Consider the following 22,186-nt stretch of genomic DNA (forward strand, 5'->3'; position numbering starts at 1 on the left):
AAGTTGTAACGATTGATTAAGATGGAGGTATCAGCCATGGAAAAATGGTTTACAGAACAATCGCTCATCGGTGATATCGTAGCACAATTTCCAAAAGCAAGCGATCTTTTCAAATCATACAAAATTGATTTTTGCTGCGGCGGGCAGCGCCCATTGCAGGAGGCAATAAAAGAGCGCGGTTTGGACGAAAAAGCGATTTTGGAAGAGCTGAACACGCTTTATGCTCAATCGCTCGAAAAAGCCAATCGAAACTGGAAGGAAGCTTCTTATCGCGAGCTGATCGATCATATCATTGGAAAACATCATCGTTACTTGGCGGAAGAACTGCCTCAGCTCAGCCCTTACGTCACCAAAGTGCTGCGCGTCCACGGAATGCATCATCCGCATCTTGTGCAAGTTCATAAGCTGTTTAACGAGCTGAAAACCGAACTGGAACAGCATACGGTGAAAGAAGAAACTTACGCTTTCCCGCTTATTTTGCAATTTGAAGAAACTCCGACTCCAGAAAACAGAGAAACGATGAAACAAGTGGTTCGCGAACTTGTCAATGAACATGACGTTGCTGGCGACATCATCAAAACGATTCGTGAAATTACGAATGACTTTATCCCACCGGAAGATGCATGCGGTACGTACCGCCTTGTCTACAATCGACTAGAAGCGCTAGAAGAAGATTTATTGGAACATATCCATTTGGAAAATAACGTGTTATTCCCGCGCGTTCTCGCAGAAGCAGAGCCATCGGCAGAAATGTCTTGATAAACCAAAAGCACTGGACCGTTCCACAAGAAGGAAACGGTCCAGTTTGTTTATCCGCCAATATAAGACATTTCAATTTTCTTCCGCATTTTCGCCGTTTGCTCCGTCCGTTCGTCCGAATAGCGGTCTGTCCGCATGTTCCATGTGGATGCGATCACTTTCTTGATCTCCTCTTTATCCGTTCCAGAACGCAGTTTTTCTTTCAGTGAAACGCCGCTTGTCGCAAACAAACACGTATACAGCGTGCCATCGGCGGAAATGCGCGCCCGAGTGCAGCTGTGGCAAAATGATTCTGTCACCGAGGCGATAAACCCGACTTCCACGTTGGTGCCAACATAGCGGTAGCGGCTTGCCACCTCGCCGAAGTAGGCTTTTTCCACCGGCTCGAGCGGATGCATTTGTTGCAAAAGTTCATACATTTCTTTTTTTGTGACGACATGAGAAAAATCCCAGCCGTTGGTCGTGCCAACATCCATAAATTCGATAAAGCGAAGCGTAATACCCCGTTCCTTAAAATAAGAAGCCATCGGGATAATTTGCGAGTCGTTCATGCCTTTTTTCACAACCATGTTTACTTTGACGCCAAGCCCGGCTTCCTGCGCCGCTTCAATTCCTTTTAACACCGGCTTGACCCCGACGCCAACGCCGTTCATTTTTTTAAATATATCATCATCCAGCGCATCTAAACTAACATTAACGCGCTTCAGCCCCGCTTCTTTCAAACGTTTTGCCCATTTCACTAAATGAATCCCATTCGTTGTAAGGCCAATATCGCGGATGCCGGGAATGTGTGTCAATCGTTCAATCAAGATATCCAAATCCCGTCTTAGCAGCGGCTCTCCCCCGGTAATGCGAATTTTCTCGACGCCAAGCTCGGCAAAACTTTCAGCAAGCAGCACCATTTCCCCGATCGTTAATAATTCGTCTTCACGCAAAAAACGGAAATTCGGACCGAATATTTCTGCTGGCATGCAATATACGCATCGAAAATTGCATTGATCCGTTACCGAAATGCGCAAATCGCGAAGCGGTCGGTTCCAGCGGTCGACAACGGCCGCCGATTCTTTTCTTTCCATCCCGCTTCCCCCTTTCAATGAGATTTAAACGTTGTCGCACACAGCAACAGGAAAAACGACAAAAGCATCGTGATGGCTACCCATGCCCACGCTAAATTCGTTTCTCCGGACTCAATCGCCACATAAATAGCGGTTGGCATCGTTTGCGTTTTGCCGGGAATATTTCCCGCAAACATGAGAGTAGCGCCAAATTCGCCAAGGCTGCGGGCAAATGCCAAAATCGCCCCGGAAATAAGCGCCTTTTTCGCCAAGGGAATCGATATATGCCAAAAAACTTGGTATTCATTTGCTCCGTCGATGCGTGCCGCTTCTTCAATCGTTTGATCCACCGCTTCCAATCCGGCCTTGGCCGATTGATACATGAGCGGAAAGGAAACGACCACAGCCGCAATCACCGCTGCGTACCATGTAAACATCACCGGCGCGTGAAACAATGTTTCTATTCCTTTGCCAATTACACCGTTTTTTCCGAATAAAATGATAAGAAAAAAACCGACAACTGATGGCGGCAGCACGAGCGGAAGCATCAGCAACGTTTCAATGACGATTTTTCCTTTAAACCGACGGTGCGCCATCCACTTAGCCGTGATGATGCCAAGAAGCACAACCATTACTCCAGAAACAAATGCAACCTTTATCGATAACCAAACCGGCCACCAAAATTCCATCATCATAAAACCTCTTTCAACAACACCATTCTGTTTCACTATATAAAAAAAAGAAGAAAAATGTTGTGATACTACTCACATTTTAACATAACAAACATGCAAATCGTTTTAGAAAAGTTTGTGACAGCATCGTGACAATCATCGCGAAGCAACAAAGTGTGATTTTTATCACTTCGGGATGGTTTCATTGTTTTTACAATAAAAGTAACTACAAACTATTGGGGTGAACCAGATGCTTGCAGCCAAAACGTTCAATCAGCAGGACCGCTTTGCCCATTTACGCGAATTGCTTCGTTCCGCCAAACATACAGTCAAAATACGAAAAGGAACGTTTTTATTCCAAGAAGGAATGGCGGCCGCTGAACTATATCTTATTCTTTCGGGGAAAGTGCAAATAAGTAAAATTTGCGCTGACGGAAAAGAGATGTGTTTCCGCATCTGCGGCCCTGGGGAAATTATCGGCGAGCTAACATTGTTTACAGCAGAACCTCGCTATTTATTAACAGCAAAAGTGATCGAAGATGGCGAAGTAGCAGCCATTAAAAAAGATGATTTAGAACAGCAGCTCCTCACCAACCCTTCACTTACCTATGAATATATGCAATGGGTCAGCACGCATGCGCGGCGGACACAAACAAAATTTCGCGATTTAATTATGCACGGCAAAAAAGGAGCACTGTATTCCACGCTTATCCGCATGTGCAACAGCTATGGCGTCAAGCTGGATAACGGAAGCATCCTCATCGACTTAACGCTGAAAAACCAAGATTTAGCCAACTTTTGCGGCACCACCCGCGAAAGCGTCAACCGCATGTTAAACACGTTAAAGCAGCAAGGCGTTCTTTCCATTAAAAGAGGAAAAATTACGATCCATGACCTCGACTATTTAAAGCAGGAAATTCAATGCGAAAACTGTCCGGTGGATATTTGTTGCATTGAATAAAAACACCCCTCCTTTTCGAATGGAAAAGGAGGGGTGTTTTTAAATCTTCTTTGCACGCATGCGGCGATATACAACATAATGTCTATTTAAATACGTCAGCGGAACGCTCCAAACATGGACAAGACGGGTAAACGGCCAGATGCCAAACAGCAATAAGGCGGTAATAATATGAATTTGGAATCCTAATGGGGCATCGCTTACCAGTTGGGGCAGCGGCCGAAACGTTAAAATGCCTCGGAACCATGGGCCAATCGTATCGCGATAATCAAACGTTCCTCCCGTAGCGGTATATCCTACTGTATTGGTAAATCCCGTTAAAATGACGATGGTTAACAGAAACAATGCAAGGAAATCACTTTTGCTGCTGTTGCGGAAAATACGACGAACGCTTAACCTCCGCCATAGCAGCAACAGAACGCCGATGACCGTCGCGACCCCAGCTGCGCCGCCGAACCAAACCGCCCCGAAGTGATACATCTCATCCGTAATTCCGATTGTTTCATAAAATGGTTTTGGCACCAGTATCCCAGCTACGTGCCCGAAAAAAACAAATATAATTCCCCAATGAAAAAGAATACTTCCCCATCGCAGCCGTCTGCTTTCAAGAAACTCACTTGATTTTGCCGACCAGCCAAATTGATCTGTATTATAACGGTAAATATGACCAACGACAAATAACGTAAGCATGAGATACGGATAAATTACCCAAAGAAATTGATCAAGTAAACTCATCGGGCGTCCTCCATTCATGTTCGTATTTTTAAGAAGCTTTTTTCTCCTCTAAAAATGCAACGATTCCTGTTACACAACCATTCATGACAAGATAATACGGATTATTCGCTAATTTTAGTTCCTCTGCAATTTTATCAATGGTTGTTTTATGAATAAGAAGCATCTTCTTTGCATGCTCTTCGGGAGCGACAGACGCAAATTCTAAAACGACTGGCAAATAGTCTGGCAGCTCCTCATCCAATAGATCAAAACCGGCGTTGCGAAACTCTTCTTTTAGTTTTAAAAAGGCTTGGCCGCGCTCTTTCTGATCGCCAAATAGATGATAAGTTAAATACATTGTGGTTTTATCGCTAAAATCAAACGTATTCACATATATTTCGCATAACGTCTCTATTTCGTTTGTCGTTAAATAGTCCAGAAACTGCATAAACAGTTTCCGGACGCTTTCATTGCTTAGCGAAGAAATTTCATGGAATAATTGTTCATCACCGATCCACTCTTGTTCCGGGTACTGCAGCAAAATCGAAGCGATTTTAAAAATTTTCCGGTGCTCTTTCATCGATATCACTCCAATAAAATTGATGAAAGTTTTCCGCGTCATATCCCGAACAGCCGGAACAAGATTCCATAAATTCATAACCGACTGCTCCTTGTCCGTAAAACATATTGTCTGCCTTCTCGCGATGCGAAGATGGAATCACATAGCGGTCGGAATATTTCGCAACAGCGGAAAGCTTGTACATTTCTTTCACCGTATGTTCATCCATTCCCACTTTATCTAATATGCTCTTATCCGGTTCTTTCCCCAAGTTCACGGCGCGCATATAACTTCGCATCGCCACCATTTTTTTCAACACCGTGCGAATCACTTCCGTATCTCCTGCTGCAAGCAAGTTCGCCAAATATTCAATCGGAATGCGCATTTGATCAATCGCTGGAAAAATGACGTGAGCATTAATGTCGTCCAATCCGCCGTCAAATGCTCCCATGATTGGGCTTAGCGGCGGAATATACCAAACCATTGGCAATGTGCGATACTCAGGATGAAGCGGAAGCGCAATTTTTTGTTCCACCGCCAATTTATAAACCGGGGAGCGTTGTGCCGCTTCAATCCAATCATCGGTATATCCTGCTTCACGCGCCGCTTTGATCACTTCCGGATCATACGGATTAAGAAATACATCTAAGTGGGCTTGATATAAATCTTTTTCATCCTTAACCGAAGCAGCAGCCTCCACTTTATCTAGGTCATAAAAAACAATGCCGATATAGCGGAGCCGCCCGACGCATGTTTCTGAACAGATCGTCGGCTGACCGGTCTCAATGCGTGGAAAACAAAATGTACATTTTTCCGCTTTATGTGTTTTCCAATTAAAATACACTTTTTTATACGGGCAGCCCGTCATACAAAAACGCCAGCTTCGGCACGCATCATGATCGACGAGCACAATGCCGTCTTCATCCCGTTTATAAATGGCGCCCGATGGACAGGAGGAAACACAAGGCGGATTTAAGCAATGCTCGCAAATACGCGGCAAATACATCATAAACGTTTGCTCAAATTCGAACTTTACTTTCTCTTCAATGCCTTTTATGTTCGGATCGCGTTTTCCTGTTTCATATACTCCCGCCAAGTCGTCTTCCCAGTTCGGCCCCCACGTAATTTCCATATATTCACCTGTCAGCTGCGATTTTGGTCTGGCAACAGGCTGATGTTGTTTTTCCGGGCTGTTAATTAAATTTTCATAGTCATATGTCCAAGGCTCATAATAATCGTCAATCGGGGTCATGTCCGGATTATAGAAAATATTTAGCAGTTTATTCACCCGGCCGCCGGCACGCAGCTCGAGCTTCCCGTCTTTGAGCACCCATCCGCCTTTACGTAAATCTTGATTCTCCCACTCTTTCGGGTAACCGATTCCCGGTTTTGTTTCTACGTTGTTCCACCACATGTACTCCGCTCCGGGACGATTCGTCCACGTATTATTGCATGTAATGCTGCATGTATGGCAGCCGATGCATTTATCTAAATTCATCACCATCCCAAATTGTGCCCTAATCCTCAAGCCAGTTCACTTCCTCTTTTTTAAGTTTGCGAATGATGACTTGTTCATCCCGTTGGTTTCCCGTTGGACCATAATAATTGAAGCCATAACTTAATTGCGCATAACCACCGATCATTTGTGTCGGTTTTACATGAATTCGCGTCGGGCTGTTAAACGTTCCGCCGCGAAGTTTGCTGATTGGCGAGCCCGGAACATTAATATAACGGTCTTGCACGTGATACATAAACGCGACTCCGCGCGGCAGCCGGTGGCTGACAACCGCCCGTGCGACGACAACGCCGTTGCGGTTATACATTTCAATCCAATCGTTATCGGCAATGCCTGCTTCCTCTGCGTCGTCTTTATTCATCCATACATGCGGTCCGCCGCGAAACATCGTTAACATCAGCAGGTTATCCCAGTAAGTGCTATGGTACGACCATTTATAGTGCGGCGTTAAATAGCGGAGCGCAATTTCTTTGCCGCTTGCCTTCGGACGATGGTCCTGTTCATAGAAAGCCAGTTTTCGCAATGGTGCTTTAAACGTCGGTAATTCCTCGCCAAACTCCAGCATTAACTCATGGTCAAGGTAAAAATGTTGCCTTCCCGTTAACGTCCGCCATGGAATGAGCCGCTCGACATTGGTCGTAAACGGGGAGTACCGCCGGTTTCCTGTTTCGCTCCCGCTAAATACAGGAGTCGTCAACACTTGGCGCGGCTGTGATGTAATCGCTTGGAACGTAATGTGCTCTTCCGCCCGTTCTTCCACTAAATCTTTTAGCTTTTGCATCGTCTTTCTTTCCATCTCTCCCCAAGCTTTCAGCGCCAGCGAACCGTTTGTCGCGCTCGATAACGCCAATATCGCCTCCGCTGCGTCACGGTCGGTCAACAAGCTTGGGCAATCTTTATACGGCTCTGTCAGCGAGGAAGAACCAGCCGTATCAAGCAGCCATTTGTATTCTTCTTTGGCGTCCCAGCTGAGCCCTTTTGCTCCGATTTGTTCCCGAGCCATCGGGCCGAGTGCCACAAATTTGTTGTACACTTCAGCATAATCCCTTTCCACGATGTGAAGACGCGGAAAATTCACCCCCGGAACCGGGTCGCTCGCTCCGTCTTTCCAATCGTTCACGATTCCAAACGGCTGGGCAATTTCATCTCGTGTATCATGCAAAAGCGGCGTTGCCACGACATCTTTGACTGGCGCAGAAAAATAGTGTTTCGCCATTTCCGAAAATGTTTTCGCTAGTCCTTTAAAGAAATCCCAATCCGATTTTGCTTCCCACGGCGGGGCAATCGCTGGATTAAACGGATGCACAAACGGATGCATATCGGTGCTGCTGATATCATATTTTTCATACCATGTGGCTGCCGGGAGGACGATATCAGAATACAGCCCTGTTCCGTTCATGCGAAAGTCGATGTTTATCATTAAATCGAGCTTTCCTTCGGGCGCGTCCTCATCCCAAACGATTTCGTTCGTCTTTAGCCCATCGTTTTGTCTGCTTAAATTCGCGTGATGTGTCCCTAACAAATGTTTTAAAAAATATTCATGGCCTTTTGCCGAGCTGCCGATCAAATTGGCGCGCCAGACAAACATCACTCTCGGAAAGTTGATCGGATCGGACGGATTTTCGATCGCAAACGTTAATTTCCCTTGTTTGATTTCATTGACCACATATTGAATCGCTTCTTCGTTTGTCTTTGCGTTCGCCTTTTCCACTAACGTGATGCTGTTTGTGTTAAATTGCGGGTAAGACGGAAGCCATCCTAAACGAGCCGCTAAATAGTTATAGTCGCCGCCATGCTGATAACGCGGCTGATCAAACAATGGAGAAATATGCTCGTCCATCTTTTGATCTTCGTATTTCCACTGCTCCGTTACAAAATAGAAAAACGATGTTCCGTTTTGCAGACGCGGCGGTCCTCCCCAGTCGCGCGCCATCGCAATCGTCTGCCAGCCTTCCAGCGGCCGTACTTTTTCCTGTCCGACATAATGCGCCCATCCTCCACCATTTACTCCTTGCGAACCCGTTAACAAAACAAGGTTTAAAATCGTACGGTAGATAGCATCGGAATGATACCAATGGTTGATGCCTGAGCCCATGACAATCATCGAACGACCTTTCGAATCGATCGCGTTTTGCGCAAATTCGCGCGCGATTTGCGCCGCCGTGTTTCGATCAATGCCAGTAATCGCTTCCTGCCATGCCGGCGTATACGGTTTCGGATCATTATAATCGACAGGATAATCACCCGGCAGCCCGCGGGAAACACCAGTTTTGGCCAGCAATAAATCGAAAACGGTCGTTACATACAGTGTATTTCCGTTTTTCTTGATTGCTTTTACAGGAACGCCGCGTTCCAGCACCATCTTTTTCTCTACTTCAAAATGCGGAATCTTAATCGTAACAATATCATCTTCTTTTCCTAAAAACGTTAATGCCGGGGCGATGCCGATACGTTTATTGTCCGTGTCGTTTAGCTGCAAATTCCAATTCCCGTTATTTTCCCACCGATGTCCAATCGTTCCGTTTGGCACGGCGAAAGTCTTTGACTTTTCATCCCATACGACCGTTTTCCATTCCGCGTAACGCAGCGGCATGCCGATATCGCTTGCCCGTAAAAAGCGGTCTGCCGCATAATGATCTCCATGTTTTTTAAGCGTGACTAAAAACGGCAAATCCGTATATCTTTTTACATAATTTATAAAGTAATCCGTTTGCCGATCGACATAAAATTCTTTTAAAATAACGTGCGTCATGGCCATCGCCAGCGCCCCGTCCATTCCAGGCTGAATAGGAAGCCAGTTGTCGGCAAATTTGACAAACTCCGCATAATCTGGGCTCACAGCGACAACTTTCGTTCCCCGGTAGCGCGCCTCTACATAAAAATGGGCATCCGGAGTACGCGTCTGCGGCAAGTTCGATCCCCACACAAGCATATAGCTAGAGTTAAACCAATCGGAGCTCTCAGGAACATCCGTCTGTTCTCCCCATATTTGCGGGGAAGCAGGCGGAAGGTCGGCATACCAATCATAAAAACTAAGCATCGCCCCGCCGATTAAATTCAAAAATCTCGCACCGGCTGCATAACTCACCATCGACATCGCTGGGATAGGAGAAAAGCCGAAAATGCGGTCCGGGCCGTGCTTTTGAATGGTGTAAATCAGCGAAGCGGCGATCATCGTGTTGACTTCATCCCAATTTGCGCGGATAAATCCTCCTTTCCCGCGTGCGCTTTTATACCGTTTTGCCTTCTCGCGATCTTCCACGATCGATTTCCATGCAGAAACAGGGTCGCCTTCTTGCTTTAACGCTTCCCTCCATAGCTTTAAAAGCGGTCCGCGCACATAAGGATAGCGAACTCTTAGCGGGCTATATGTATACCAAGAAAAACTTGCTCCTCTTGGACAGCCTCGCGGTTCATATTCCGGCATATCCGGACCTGTTGTCGGATAGTCTGTTTGTTGTGTTTCCCAAGCAATAATGCCGTCTTTCACATGCACCCTCCAGCTGCAGGAACCGGTGCAATTCACTCCATGGGTTGTACGAACTACTTTGTCATGCTGCCAACGACGGCGGTACACTTTTTCCGAATCGCGTCCATACGGCGATACCTCGGCATGACCAGCGGTTTTTTCGGATTTGCCAAAATACTTTAGCTTTCTTAACAGCGGTGAAGGTTTCTTATTCATGTCAGCATGAAGCTCCTTCCTTTGCTTTATTAGCTAAAATAAAAATTTTTCTTCGTCGTCACTATGCATACGGTTAATATGCAAAAGCGCATGAAATCGGGTGAGTACCTCTTTGTCGATTCGTTGCGCTAATAATTGTTTCACTTCTTCAATCAAATATCTCATCAAGTCATGGTCACGCTTTAACATCGCCACTTTTTCAAACAAATTATGGTCTTCCTCTACTTTTTCTTGATAAAATCCTTCTTCCTCTGCTTGCGCATGGGCAATGATTCTCTTTTCCCAATGTTCCACAAGCGCGTCGGCAACCTCGCCAAGATGCTCCTCTCGTCCATCGTTATATAGCTTCTCAAGCAACTCAGTCAGATGTTTTGCCTCGATAAATGCGCCGTTATGAATGGAACGGTGCGCCTCTAATTTCTTTAAGGAAGGGCCACTCATTTAATCACCTCTTTTTTCCTAATACAGTACCATTTATTCTTATTCATATATTTTTTCTATAATTTTCTAGTATTATGCAAAAAAAACAAAAAAGGAGAGTGATTTCTCTCCTTTGTCCATCTAAAACTATGCCTATGATGCACATCACTTACGTTTTTTATAATAATTATTTATAGAAAAGAGGAAATTTTGGTGGACGGCATATCATTTCTTTGTCTGACAGTACAATGATTAATGTCCATTTGTTTCTGCGCCGTCATCTTCACCTGTTTCCGTTACTTTTAATATCGCTACCGCTCCTTTTTGCGCTTGGTTGAACTGGTGAGAGACGATCGAGTAGCTGCCTGGACGTGTAACGGTAAACTCGACGACTGCGCCGCCGCTCGCCGGAAGCATCACTGTCTGCAAGCCTTTTAGATGGTTGTTTGGATTGCCGTCGATATAGACATCATCCAAAACGGTTCCAACGACGTGGAACGAGCTGACTTCGTTCGGTCCAACATTTTCGATATAAATTCTGACTTTTTCGCCAGCTTTGGCAACGAGCGGCTTCTCTTTTAGCGTAAACGTATCTCCGTTCGTATTTCGATCGCCTGCTTTTAACGCTTTTGTCGAAAAAACAACATAGCTTGGTACCCCGTTTTGGAAATCATCCATGTCATTATACTTGTACCACTCGTTTTGGATTAAGACAAATTCGCGGTCCACTTCTTTATCGGTCGGATAGCCGTTTTTCGGTTTGACGATAATCATGCCGTGCATGCCATTGGCGATGTGGGCGAGCACCGGCTTCGTGCCGCAATGGTACATAAATACGCCCGGGTTATTCGCTGGGTACGTAAACGTTCCCGATTTATTCGGCATGACGTCGACAAAATCTTTCGACGGCGAAGCGTGGACAGCGTGGAAATCCATGCTATGGGGCATCGCTGGGTCCATATTTTTTAACGTAAAATGGAGCGTATCTCCTTCATTGACGACAATGAGTGGTCCAGGTGCTTGACCGTTGAACGTCCATGCTTTATAGTCTTTCCCTTTATCAATTTCGATGTCAGTTACTTGTGCAGTCATCTCGATTTTGACATCATGCGGACCGATGCGTTCCATTTTCAACGGAACCGGTTTTTGGTTAAGACCTTCGTGAGCAGCAATGACATCCGAACTTGCGTGATGTCTTTCTATCTTCACCGTTTCCTTGGCAGTTTCTTTCTCTCCTGGCCTAGCATTTCCACAGGCGGCTAAAAGAGAAATAGCCGCGGCTATCGACATAAGCGTATAAAACTTACGCCCCATTTTTTCTCCCCCCGTATTTATTGATTTATTACACTTTTAGAGTACCGAGTGCATTCGTTCTCCCTAGTGATTTGTATCACGAATCATCACCAATGTTTGAATTGTTTGTGAAATAGTGAGCAATATTACTTATATTTACGGTAACAATTATTTCCGTAGAGAAAATGATAAATGGAGTCACAGCCTGGTTTCGTTCCGTAACATCGGAAAAACATTTCACAATGCTGAATTAGGAAGGAAATGCTTCTCAAAAACAAAAAGCGGACCGCTGCAAACGATCCGCTGTTTCATCACTGTTACGATATATATGGATTTGCCGGTTCGCCCACTTTTTTGCCAAAAACCGTACGGTTAAGCAGGAAACAAATAAGGGCAAATAAGCTAAGAAGAATAAATCCAAGCACATAAGAGCCTGTGATGTCTTTCACAATCCCCATTAAAATCGGTGGGAAAAAGCCGCCAAGCCCGCCCCATGCGCCAACGATACCGGTGACGGCACCTGTTTCCGCCGGGAACAACTGCGGGACAAGCTTAAAGACAGCGCCGTTCCCTAATCCAGCCATAATTGCGATAAACAAACATGCCGCTGTCATCACGATGATATTTTCCATTCCAAATGCAATGGCAAGCGCTCCAATCGTAATTCCGGCATAGACGAAATTCAATACCCGTTCGGCGCCGATTTTATCGCCAAGGTTTCCGCCAATTGGTCTTGCGAGTGTCGCAATAACAGTGAAACCAGCAGCGCGAAGCCCGGCATCCACCGGAGTTAAACCATATAAATCAATGAGCAGCGATGGCAAATAAATGCCGAATGCGACGAATGCACCAAATGTAACGAAATAAAAGAGAGATAACGTCCACGTATGTTTATACTTCAACACCGATAACGAATCAAGCATCGTTTTTTGCTGCTTAGGCTTTGGCATATCCGGAGTAAAGAACCAAACAAGAAGGAGCATGATGACAACTGGGATAATCATTCCCCAAAACGCCCATTTCACTCCAAACGCTGCCGCGATCGAAGGAACCGAAAAGCTTGCCACCGCTGTTCCAATATTGCCCATCGCGTTAATGCCGAGCGCTGTTCCTTGCTTTTCTGACGGTGTTAAGCGCGATACGAACGTAACAGAAATGGCAAACGACGTCCCTGCCATTCCGATGAAGAACGCCCAAAACATTAACATGGCAAACGAATTAGCAAAACCCGCTCCAATTAGCGGAATAATCAAAAATAATAGCAGCAGCGAAAACAATCGTCTACCGCCAATCCGATCCGTCCAAATTCCAAGCGGAATGCGCATGATAGAACCAAGCAGCACCGGGATCGCCACTAAAATGCTTTTTTGTGTCGATGTTAGTCCGTACATTTCTTGGAATGTATTCGCCAACGGAGAAAATACAGCCCATACGGCAAACGCAAACGTCATCGCCAACGTTGTGATCGGTAAAAGTGCTTTTTGCTTATTCATTACGAAAATCCTCCTTTTTGATCACAGCCATATAATTAAATTTATCTGCTTTTGTGTCCATCATACGGAAATGAAAAAAGAATGTTTGTGAATTTCATCACATTTTTTGGTAGTGTCACATAATTGTAAAAAGTGGATTTCCATCTTTATCATTTCCTGTTTATTTATAAACATGCCTAGAAAACCATTTCTGTGAACGCGTAAATAAAAAACTGGCTCCCATAAAAGAGAGCCAGTGAACATGGTGATTAAGATAAACGCTTGCCTTTTTGCCGCAATGCTTTTGGAATGTATACGCAATACGGTTCACTTTCTAAGTAATCGCCGGTAACAGCATACGCCCGCGAGCGCGAGCCGCCGCAAACGTAGCGGAATTCGCATACGCCGCATTTTCCTTTATATTTATCAGGGCTGCGCAAGTCTTGGAAAATCGGCGAATTCCGGTAAATTTCCGCGAGCGGCGTTTCCCGGACGTTTCCGGCTTTTACCGGAAGCAGTCCGCTCGGATAGACATCACCAATATGAGAAATAAAAACAAATCCGTTGCCGTCGTTGACTCCTTTTGGCGCACGGCCAAGACCGTCGACTTGACCGGTCAGCCCTTTGGCCAGCACGTCTTCATAGCGGATTCCGTCGCTGGCTATTTGATTTTCCCGCATTTTCGCTTGCAAAACAACACGGCGGTAATGCTGTCCTGCCGTTGTTTTTATGTCAAACGGGACGCGCTTGCTCGTTTCATAAAGCCAGCGAAACACTTTTTCATGCTCTACCGGGGAAATCATGTCCGATTCTTTTCCCCGCCCGGTCGGTACAAGGAAAAAGACGCTCCAAAGCACACATTTTAGTTTTTCAACCAACTCTGCCATTTCATCAAGGGCATGAACATTGTAACGGGAAATAACGGTGTTAATTTGCACCGGGATATCAAGCTCATGCAAATATTCAATCGCTTTGATCGTTAAATCAAAGGAACCAGGCGTTCCGCGGAAATGGTCATGAATTTCCGCGTTTGGCCCGTCCAAACTAAACGCCCAACGGGAAAGCCCAACTTCCTTCGCTTTTCGAATTGCTTCTTTTGTCACGTTCGGTGTCGCGCTCGGCGTCATTGAAACATGAAGGCCTTTGTCAATCGCATATTTCGCAAGATCATATACATCCGGACGCATGAGCGGATCCCCGCCGGTAAACACGAGAAGCGGCTGATCCATCTCATATATATCATCAATTAACTTTTTCCCTTCTTCAAATGTCAATTCGCGCGGATCGCGATGGTATTGCGCCTCGGCCCGGCAATGAAGACATTTTAATTGACATGCCCTTGTTAATTCCCAAATCACAATAAACGGATTTTCGTTAAAGTCCCTCACTATGTTCCCCTCCTTGCTTTCATTGTACTGCATAGGGGGAAACACTCATGTGACATATATCACAAAGCGATTTATGTCACAATATCGTCAAACTCATTCGGTTTATTTACATTGCGAAATACGATCTCATTTTCCCAAAAATCTTGCTCCGTCACATAGCGAACATGACAACGATGAAGCAACGACTTCATTCTGTTATCCTTTGCTTGCAGCAGCTTTTCGATTTGCTCGAATGTCCGTCGATGATACATGCCAACTAACGGCTGAATTCGGCCGAAATGCGCGCATATAATCGCATCAAACTTCTCGTTCGCATATTTAGCAAGTTTTTCCGCAACTTCCGGCCGCATATACGGCATATCGCACGGAAGCACAAATATCCATTCCGCTTCGCTTTTTTTCATAACCGTATAGATTCCCGCCAGCGGCCCTTGCCCACGATACCGTTCATCGTCCATGATCACTTTTTCCACTGTCTTTTGCCGAAAACAGTCTACTAGTGAAGGATGACTAACAATATAAATATCCTCTGCCACTGTGCGTAATGTTTCTACAGCAATTTCAAAAAAATATTTTCCTTTAAACTTGGCAAACGCTTTCGGGCTGCCAAAACGCCGCGACTGACCCCCTGCAAGAACAACCCCTGTCATTCCTTTCACCGTCTGTCCCCTTTCTCCAACTCTTTGTTTCACTGTATCATGAAGGCAGCGAAAAGAAAAGATTCCCGTAATTTTTCGGGAATCTTTTCTAAAAATCTGATTTATTTTTTGCCGATGGCAACTCGCCAAATTTCCGGTCCTTCTTCTAAGTACTCCCAAGTAAATTGATCTGGACGTTCCATCATAAACTGATAATGCAGCGGACGCGGATCATGATCGTTTGTTAATTCCATCACTTCACCTGGCTTCAGGCTATCGAATAAACGAAAGATCGCAGGATGTCTTTCGCGCGGTTCATAATCAGGCGCATGAATTTTTGCAGCAAATTGACTCATAATTGTTGCCTCCTTTATAGTATAATGAATTATATACACATCATAATCGCTTTTGTCGTTTGTCGTAGTGATGAACATCACAACTTACGAATGATAATTTTCAATCGTTTATGAAAGGAGAAATGATGTTGGAAGAGCTTGTTGGCTTTTGTTCGCAGTGCGGCAAACCGATACATTGTTTGCATGGGTTTTTAAACGGCATCATTAGCGATGAAAAAGAAACGTTGTATTGTTTTCAATGTTACGAAGAAAAAGAAGAAGCGAAGAAGAGTTAACAACGAACAAGATAGAAAGCGCTATCATACGAAGATAAAAAGAATCACAGCGATTTGTGCTGTGATTCTTTTTTATTTATTCTTCTTTGGTTAAATCGACCACCGGAAGCGCTTCTTCCTCACCGTGTGTCGGTTTGCGCAAATGGAATAGCGATTTGACGCTGAACACCATCATCACAATGACACCAATTAAGAAAATCGTATCTGGAACGGCACGGATCGTAAGCAAGGTTTGTACAAGATCCTGTTGTAAAAACGCTGGAGAACGCGATGCCCAATAGCCATGTTCAAACGCTTCTTTTATTTGCAGAATACCAATTGGCAATAGCGTCACTGCAATCATCCCTGCAAGCCCGATATTGAGCATCCAGCATGCGAATTTTAACCATTTATCGTTCCATGCTTCCGGCTTGACGATATTGCGCAGCGAATACAGCAACACCGCAATGGCGAACATGCCGTATACTCCCATCATCGCCCCATGGCCGTGAGTCGGCGTTAAAAATTGTCCGTGTTCGAAATAACTTACGGCTGGCAAATTGATGAGGAATCCAAGAACACCGGCGCCGACTAGGTTCCAAATCGCTGTAGAAATCAAAAACCAGAACGTCGACTTATAAGGGAAGTTGACGCCGCCGTCGCGCATCATTTTGTATTGCTCATATGCTTCTAAAATAAGCAATGTAAGCGGAATGACTTCGAGCGCCGAGAAGACGGCACCAAGCGCAATCCATATTTCCGCCGAACCGTTGTAATAATAGTGGTGGCCAATTCCAATGACCCCGCTGCCAAGCAAGATCGTAAATTGGAAATATAACGCTCTTACTGTAGAGCTTTTTGTGACAAGTTTCATTTGCACCAACAAAAAGCCGATTACAACAACCGCAAACACTTCAAAAATTCCTTCCACCCACAAGTGGATAATCCACCAGCGCCAGTAATCGGCCATCGTAAAGTTTGTGTCCGGTTTCATAAAGAACGCAAAGATGTAAAAGAACGGCACCGCAATCGCCGAGTAGAACAATAAGTGAATTAATCCGCCTTTATCGCTCTCCCGTTTTAAGCCGCTCTTAATGCCGCGAAAGACGATAAACAGCCAAATGAGCATGCCCACTACCAAGATGATTTGCCAAATGCGGCCAAGCTCAATGTACTCCCATCCTTGATGGCCAAGCAAGAACCAGCTGTTTCCTAAATATCCGTTCACACCGAGCCATTGGCCGATCATGCTGCCGCCGACAAGAACAACGAGGGCCCAGAACAAAATATCAACGAGAATCCCTTGTTTTTTCGGTTCATGTCCGCCGACAAGCGGCGCGATAAAAATCCCCATGCCCAGCCATGATGTCGCAATCCAGAAAATCGCTAACTGTAAATGGTAGCCTTTCGCAATGTTAAACGGCAATAAATCATGAATCCATTTGATGCCGAAAAAGCTGTCTGGCTCTACATAATAATGGGCAAGCAACGCACCAAACATCGATTGAACGAAAAACAGCACAGCAACAATCGCAAAGTATTTTCCTGATTTCACTTGCGAAGAAGTCAAAGGCTGCTTACGCAAATCGATAACCGGGAATTGCCCTTCTTTATATGCTTCCTGCATGCTTAATTGATAGCGGTAGAAGAAGAACAAAATAATCCCGACGAATAAAATTAAGATGGTCACGCTTGCTCCGCTCCACCACATGGCGGAAAACGACATCGTATTCCCTGCATCTTCATAATATGGCCAGTTGTTTGTATACGTAATGTGGTCCCCAATTCTTGGAGTGCTTGATAACCAAGCTGTCCAGAAGAAGAAGTCGGCGATTTGCTGAATTTGGTCGCTGTCCGCTACCCAGGCGCGATGTGCTTTTGGCATGTCTGATTCTTTAATTAACCCTTTTTTCAATCCCCAGCCGTCACCGTTGGTGAATACATCGCGATAATAATCGCGGACTTTTTCCAGTCCATACACTTGCGCATCGGTTAGCACAAGCACATCAGTAACAGGGTTGTAGCGGTTTTTCCGCATTTCTTTAATTACTTTATCACGAATGATCGTTTTTTCATCTTTGGATAGTTGCGAGAATGGTTTATTATAAAGTTCTTTTGCTTTATACTCTTGCATCCCTTCCGTGTAAATCTTCAACGCCTCTGCCGTATAATCCGGACCCATGTAAGATCCGTGCCCAAGTACGGTACCGTAATCCATCAAGCCATACTTTTGAAATACTGCCTGTCCGCCGATAATCGTTTCTTTTGTCATCAACACTTTGCCGCTTTCGCTCCGCACTTCTTTCGGCCGCGGCGCCATTTCTTTAAAAATCCAATATCCGCCGACAAGCAGGACGGTAAAACTGATTAAAATCGTAAAAATTAATATTGATTTAAGGAAACTATTTTGTGTCCGCCGTTCGGGACGTAAAGACGGACGGACTGATGGGTTCACTTCCATCTATCCTCAACCTCCTATCTTTGATTCATCCTCATTGTAACGCTGCAAAAATAAAAAAAATGTGAGTCATGACAAACGCATACTATGATTTATGTCACAGCTTGCATATGAAGAAACTCATAAAATGGTAGTATAGAAATAACGGAAAGCCTTACAGTTTCTTTATCCTTGTCAAAAGGAACTCCACTTGGTGAAAGACACATTTTCGCAAAATTTATGTAAGGAGATGGAATAATGACAAATGATTGGATGAAAGAGAGACTAAAAAATGTTCCGCTTTTTCGCGAGTTATCCGATCATGAACTGGAATCACTCGTATCGATTTCCCATGTACGCGTCTATAAACCGCGGACATTTGTTTTTATGCAAGGAGATCCGTTAGAACGCGTCTATTTCATCCATTCCGGAACGGTAAAAATTTATAAAACCGATATGAGCGGAAAAGAACAAATTGTTTCGATTTTGCAGACAGGTGAAATGTTTCCGCATACCGGTTTTTTCTTAAAAGGTACGTATCCTGCGCACGCGGAAGTCATTGACGAAGCGACGTTAATTGCGATTCCAATCGCGGACTTCGAACAAACGTTAATTTGCTATCCAGAGTTATGCATTAAATTATTTCGCGTCATGGGCGAAAAAATCGTTGACTTGCAAAATCGTTTAGAAGAACAAATTCTCCATAACACGTATGAACAAATTATTATGCTTCTGCTGCGCTTAACGAAAACAAATGCAGTGCGTCAAGGAAAGCTTTACCGTTTGACTGCGCATGTGACGAACCGAGAGCTCGCCAATATGATCGGCACCTCGCGGGAAACAGTAAGCCGAACGCTCAGTCAATTAAAACGAAAAGGATTGATCGATATTAATGAAGATGGATTTTACCTTATTGATAAAGAAGGATTAGAAAAAGAAATCTTTTTCTAACCAATGTGACGCAAATCACAACATATGAAAATGAAAATTACTATCATAGCAGTAAAGGAGGGATGATGGTGGGAACGATCGTAGAGTTGGATGTCCGTGAGGATTTACAAAAGAAAATCGAACCGTTTGAAAAAATTATGAATGCCGTTAAGCCGCTGCAGCCCGGAGACATCTTTATTTTGCATGCGCCATTTAAACCGATCCCGCTGTTTCCGATTATGAAGGCAAAAGGCTTTACGTATGAAACGGAACAGATCGAGAAAAAACATTGGAAGGTTACGTTCGTCAAACAGGGGTGAGAATGATGATTCTTGATAATCGCGGACTAGAGCCGCCGCAGCCGATGATGCGGACATTAACCGCGCTTTCGAAACTCCAGCCTGGAGAAACATTGACGATTATTAACGACCGCCGCCCGATGTTTTTATACGAACAGCTTGACGAACTTGGCTATAAATATGAAACAGTAGAGCGGCAAGACGGCAGCTTTCAAATTACGATTACAAAAGGATGACAGCAATGATCCCAACCAATACGGCATATGAAACGAATATTCGTCTTCCCCTTTTGTTCATCGTGTTTGGTGTCGTTGCCTTTGTTGCGGCACAGGCGATATTGCTTGCCGCCGGACCCGCGGCAGCAAGCGGCGTGTTTCGCCTGCCGAGCATCTGGGCGGCAGCTCATTTGGCAGTGCTCGGCTTTGCCTTAATGATCGCGATGGGAGCAATGTACCAGCTCGTCCCAGTCGCGTTTTTGACGCCGATTTGGAGCGAGCAGCTAGGATTTGTGCAGTTTTTTATCACAGCAGCCGGAATCATCGCATTTTCCATGAGCTTGGCATTTTATGCCCATGTGGCATTGTTCCCGGGGGTACTGCTTGTACTCGGCATTATTCTTTTCCTTTTCCAAATGGGGATGACGCTGCGGAAACAGGCGAAAAAAAATATCATGACATTGTTCGTCGGTTCCGCGCTTTTGTTTTTACTATTGACCATCCTGTTTGGACTGACGCTTGCCCTTCATTTTTGGAGCGGCAACGAAGCGGCCGATCACCTTTTCATCCTGAAAACACACATTTTATTTGGGATGTGTGGCTGGTTTTCCCTGCTGATTATGGGATTTTCGTATAAAATGGTGCCAATGTTCTCTCTCGCGCACGGATTTTCGATGAAGCTGGCGCGATATGTATATGTCTTCTATGTAACGGGACTGATCGTCACCTTCATCAGCTTTTTCCAGGATGGGCGCGGCCCATTTGCCGCTGGTGCCGGCCTTTTATTGACCGGATTTGCCTTATTTGCTTACCATATATGGACGATCCTGCAGAAACGGGTAAAGAAAAAACTGGACCGGCCGTTTCAATTCGCTTTACTGGCGATCGGCATTGCCTTAATCTTGCACACGGCGGCATTCCTCTTGCCGCTTTCCGGCAACGATCACGGCATGGCGATCGTCATTTACGCTTATGTGTTCGGATGGATTATGTTCAGCATTATCGGCTATCTATATAAAATCGTCCCGTTTTTATGGTGGACACACCGCTACAGCAAAAAAATCGGACAAGAAAATGTGCCGACGCTGAAGCAAATGATCAATGAAAAATGGACGATCGTCCAATGCATATTATTTACCGTTAGTCTCGTCGGAGTGGTCATAGCGCTAACGGTTTCCAGTCTGCCGCTCTTTTACGCTGCCCAAAGCGCCATGACATTATTTTCTCTTTTCTTTGCGAGTACAATGATTTCTGTTTTATGGAAATGATAAGGGGGCTATGGCGATGGATATTCGCGAATTAGTACTTGAGCAACTGCGAACGGTGATTGACCCTGAATTAGGGATCAATATCGTTGATTTAGGATTAATTTATGATTTGCAAATTAACGATGGCAACATATATATTTTAATGACGCTTACGACACCAGGATGTCCGCTTCACGACTCGATCGTCGGCGGTGTGAAGCGGGCACTGGAACATATCGACGGAATCCGCGATGTACAAGTGCAAATTACATGGAACCCGCCTTGGACACCGGAACGAATGAGTGAAGAAGCGCTGCGGCAATTAGGATATTTTTGATCAAAATGAAGGCCGTTCCTCTTCCGCTTTTCTCCTTCCCAAAACGTGCAATGAGGCTGATGCAAAAGGCTCGCTAAACAAGCCTTTGCACAACAGCCTCACTTTTTTATACATGCTTTGTAAACCATTTTACCGTTTCCAAAAACGCTTCCCTCGTCACTTTATGCCCGGCTATATCGTCAGAAATAAATTTTAAGTTTTCTTCTTTCCCTTGATAAAGAGGTTTTATCTGCTCATAAAACTCATATGTATAAGAATAAGGCACAACTTGGTCGCACTTTCCGTGCCAAATAAGAAGCGGGCGGCCCGCTAATTTTTCCGGCTGTTTGGAAAGGTCATATTTCATTAACCGCGCCTTTTCCCGTTCCAGTTGTTCATCGGAAAGCGGTATCGTCACTCCCATTTTTTTGCCTGCTTCCATTAAGGCGTCAAAAAAGGCTTCATACATTGGACTTCCCATCAACGAAACGGCCGCTTTAATCCATGGATACACGGCAAGCGCCCCAAATGTGACAATTCCGCCCATCGAGGTACCGGCAAGCCCGACTCGGTCCGGCTGAATGAGCTTGCGAAGTTCCAATTCTTCTTTAATTTGTCTAATTTCCGCAATCGTACGCGTCACAATCTTCCAAAACGCCAATTGCCGCTGAATCTCGGTCAATGCTTGTTCTCTTTCGCCATGATGCAGCGCATCCGGCAAAATCACGCGGTACCCGGCCTCGGCAAGCAAATATCCAAAATGCAAATTATGTTCTTTTGCGCTTGTAAATCCATGAATAAACAAAATGAACGGCAATCGTTCTTCTCTCTTTTCTTTTTTTACGACATGCAATACAGGCACTTGGGCAATGTTTTCTTTTTCAATAATGACCATAATCGGCAAAACTCCTTTTTTCTTTTTCTCATCATGTATAGTAACATGTAGACAAAAATTTTGGAAAAGAGTTACACTATAATGTAACAAAAACTAAAATTACCGCAGC

22 protein-coding genes are annotated in these 22,186 nt (G+C 44.8%); 8 read left to right on the forward strand and 14 right to left on the reverse strand.

The features are described 5' to 3' along the window. The first annotated feature begins 36 nt into the window (after positions 1 to 36). On the forward strand, positions 37 to 759 hold the full coding sequence (gene ric, locus BV455_RS04980; RefSeq protein WP_061579844.1) for an iron-sulfur cluster repair di-iron protein: 723 nt from the start codon (positions 37 to 39) through the stop codon (positions 757 to 759). A gap of 50 nt (positions 760 to 809) precedes the next feature. Here the strand turns inward: ric and moaA are convergent, their stop codons facing one another. Further along, entirely contained in the window at positions 810 to 1,835 is a 1,026-nt protein-coding gene (gene moaA / locus BV455_RS04985) for a GTP 3',8-cyclase MoaA (protein WP_218687796.1), read from the reverse strand. A gap of 14 nt (positions 1,836 to 1,849) precedes the next feature. Continuing rightward, on the reverse strand, positions 1,850 to 2,506 hold the full coding sequence (modB, locus tag BV455_RS04990) for a molybdate ABC transporter permease subunit (protein ID WP_017436346.1): 657 nt from the start codon (positions 2,504 to 2,506) through the stop codon (positions 1,850 to 1,852). 229 nt (positions 2,507 to 2,735) lie between these two features. On the opposite strand from modB, the gene BV455_RS04995 reads away from it, so the two are divergent. Beyond that, positions 2,736 to 3,446 (forward strand): Crp/Fnr family transcriptional regulator, encoded by a 711-nt coding sequence (locus BV455_RS04995; protein WP_218687797.1) that lies wholly within the window; start codon positions 2,736 to 2,738, stop codon positions 3,444 to 3,446. 39 nt (positions 3,447 to 3,485) lie between these two features. On the opposite strand, the gene narI is transcribed toward BV455_RS04995, so the two are convergent. The 10 genes from narI to BV455_RS05045 all read right to left on the reverse strand — a co-directional run bounded on the left by narI (position 3,486) and on the right by BV455_RS05045 (position 15,484). Then, a complete protein-coding gene (gene narI / locus BV455_RS05000; protein WP_017436348.1) occupies positions 3,486 to 4,178 on the reverse strand; it encodes a respiratory nitrate reductase subunit gamma in 693 nt (230 codons plus the stop codon). A gap of 28 nt (positions 4,179 to 4,206) precedes the next feature. Then, positions 4,207 to 4,737 carry a nitrate reductase molybdenum cofactor assembly chaperone gene (narJ, locus tag BV455_RS05005; RefSeq protein WP_017436349.1) on the reverse strand — a complete coding sequence of 177 codons (531 nt, stop codon included), beginning with the start codon at positions 4,735 to 4,737 and terminating at the stop codon, positions 4,207 to 4,209. After that, positions 4,712 to 6,244: a nitrate reductase subunit beta gene (gene narH / locus BV455_RS05010; RefSeq protein ID WP_033313899.1), complete on the reverse strand. Its 1,533-nt coding sequence runs from the start codon at positions 6,242 to 6,244 to the stop codon at positions 4,712 to 4,714. Before narH ends, narJ begins: the two co-directional genes overlap by 26 nt. Next, positions 6,234 to 9,917, reverse strand: a complete 3,684-nt coding sequence (locus BV455_RS05015) for a nitrate reductase subunit alpha (RefSeq protein WP_218687798.1) — start codon at positions 9,915 to 9,917, stop codon at positions 6,234 to 6,236. Before BV455_RS05015 ends, narH begins: the two co-directional genes overlap by 11 nt. Before the next feature lie 33 nt (positions 9,918 to 9,950). Next, complete coding sequence (locus BV455_RS05020) at positions 9,951 to 10,358, reverse strand: hemerythrin domain-containing protein (protein WP_218687799.1); 408 nt, start codon at positions 10,356 to 10,358, stop codon at positions 9,951 to 9,953. Positions 10,359 to 10,589: 231 nt separating this feature from the next. Continuing rightward, a complete protein-coding gene (locus BV455_RS05025; protein WP_218687800.1) occupies positions 10,590 to 11,651 on the reverse strand; it encodes a multicopper oxidase domain-containing protein in 1,062 nt (353 codons plus the stop codon). 296 nt (positions 11,652 to 11,947) lie between these two features. After that, a complete protein-coding gene (locus BV455_RS05030) occupies positions 11,948 to 13,123 on the reverse strand; it encodes an MFS transporter (protein WP_218687801.1) in 1,176 nt (391 codons plus the stop codon). Positions 13,124 to 13,371: 248 nt separating this feature from the next. Beyond that, the gene (locus tag BV455_RS05035) at positions 13,372 to 14,490 is read right to left on the reverse strand and encodes a TIGR04053 family radical SAM/SPASM domain-containing protein (protein ID WP_017436355.1); all 1,119 of its coding nucleotides are present in this window, start codon (positions 14,488 to 14,490) and stop codon (positions 13,372 to 13,374) included. Between the two features lie 71 nt (positions 14,491 to 14,561). Further along, positions 14,562 to 15,149 carry a molybdenum cofactor guanylyltransferase gene (locus BV455_RS05040; RefSeq protein ID WP_017436356.1) on the reverse strand — a complete coding sequence of 196 codons (588 nt, stop codon included), beginning with the start codon at positions 15,147 to 15,149 and terminating at the stop codon, positions 14,562 to 14,564. A gap of 101 nt (positions 15,150 to 15,250) precedes the next feature. Beyond that, positions 15,251 to 15,484 (reverse strand): DUF2249 domain-containing protein, encoded by a 234-nt coding sequence (locus BV455_RS05045; RefSeq protein WP_013401470.1) that lies wholly within the window; start codon positions 15,482 to 15,484, stop codon positions 15,251 to 15,253. Positions 15,485 to 15,606: 122 nt separating this feature from the next. Between BV455_RS05045 and BV455_RS05050 the strand changes: the two genes are divergently transcribed. Next, a complete protein-coding gene (locus tag BV455_RS05050; protein ID WP_155835555.1) occupies positions 15,607 to 15,759 on the forward strand; it encodes a hypothetical protein in 153 nt (50 codons plus the stop codon). A 76-nt stretch (positions 15,760 to 15,835) separates the two neighbouring features. Here BV455_RS05050 and BV455_RS05055 read toward each other — a convergent pair whose 3' ends face one another. Next, positions 15,836 to 18,199 (reverse strand): nitric-oxide reductase large subunit, encoded by a 2,364-nt coding sequence (locus tag BV455_RS05055; RefSeq protein ID WP_218687802.1) that lies wholly within the window; start codon positions 18,197 to 18,199, stop codon positions 15,836 to 15,838. A 234-nt stretch (positions 18,200 to 18,433) separates the two neighbouring features. Here BV455_RS05055 and BV455_RS05060 point away from each other — a divergent pair, with 234 nt between their 5' ends. The 5 genes from BV455_RS05060 (at position 18,434) to BV455_RS05080 (ending at position 21,203) form a co-directional block, all read left to right on the forward strand. Continuing rightward, on the forward strand, positions 18,434 to 19,126 hold the full coding sequence (locus BV455_RS05060; protein WP_017436359.1) for a Crp/Fnr family transcriptional regulator: 693 nt from the start codon (positions 18,434 to 18,436) through the stop codon (positions 19,124 to 19,126). 65 nt (positions 19,127 to 19,191) lie between these two features. Next, positions 19,192 to 19,425 carry a DUF2249 domain-containing protein gene (locus BV455_RS05065; protein ID WP_033313901.1) on the forward strand — a complete coding sequence of 78 codons (234 nt, stop codon included), beginning with the start codon at positions 19,192 to 19,194 and terminating at the stop codon, positions 19,423 to 19,425. 5 nt (positions 19,426 to 19,430) lie between these two features. Then, positions 19,431 to 19,640: a DUF2249 domain-containing protein gene (locus tag BV455_RS05070; protein ID WP_017436361.1), complete on the forward strand. Its 210-nt coding sequence runs from the start codon at positions 19,431 to 19,433 to the stop codon at positions 19,638 to 19,640. 5 nt (positions 19,641 to 19,645) lie between these two features. After that, positions 19,646 to 20,887: a hypothetical protein gene (locus tag BV455_RS05075; protein ID WP_042408750.1), complete on the forward strand. Its 1,242-nt coding sequence runs from the start codon at positions 19,646 to 19,648 to the stop codon at positions 20,885 to 20,887. Between the two features lie 16 nt (positions 20,888 to 20,903). Further along, positions 20,904 to 21,203: a metal-sulfur cluster assembly factor gene (locus tag BV455_RS05080; protein WP_017436363.1), complete on the forward strand. Its 300-nt coding sequence runs from the start codon at positions 20,904 to 20,906 to the stop codon at positions 21,201 to 21,203. 106 nt (positions 21,204 to 21,309) lie between these two features. Here the strand turns inward: BV455_RS05080 and yjfP are convergent, their stop codons facing one another. Continuing rightward, positions 21,310 to 22,077 (reverse strand): esterase, encoded by a 768-nt coding sequence (gene yjfP, locus BV455_RS05085; protein ID WP_218687803.1) that lies wholly within the window; start codon positions 22,075 to 22,077, stop codon positions 21,310 to 21,312. Positions 22,078 to 22,186: the final 109 nt, after the last annotated feature.

Source organism: Parageobacillus caldoxylosilyticus (genome assembly GCF_019272935.1).
GTDB classification, from domain to species: Bacteria; Bacillota; Bacilli; order Bacillales; family Anoxybacillaceae; genus Saccharococcus; species Saccharococcus caldoxylosilyticus.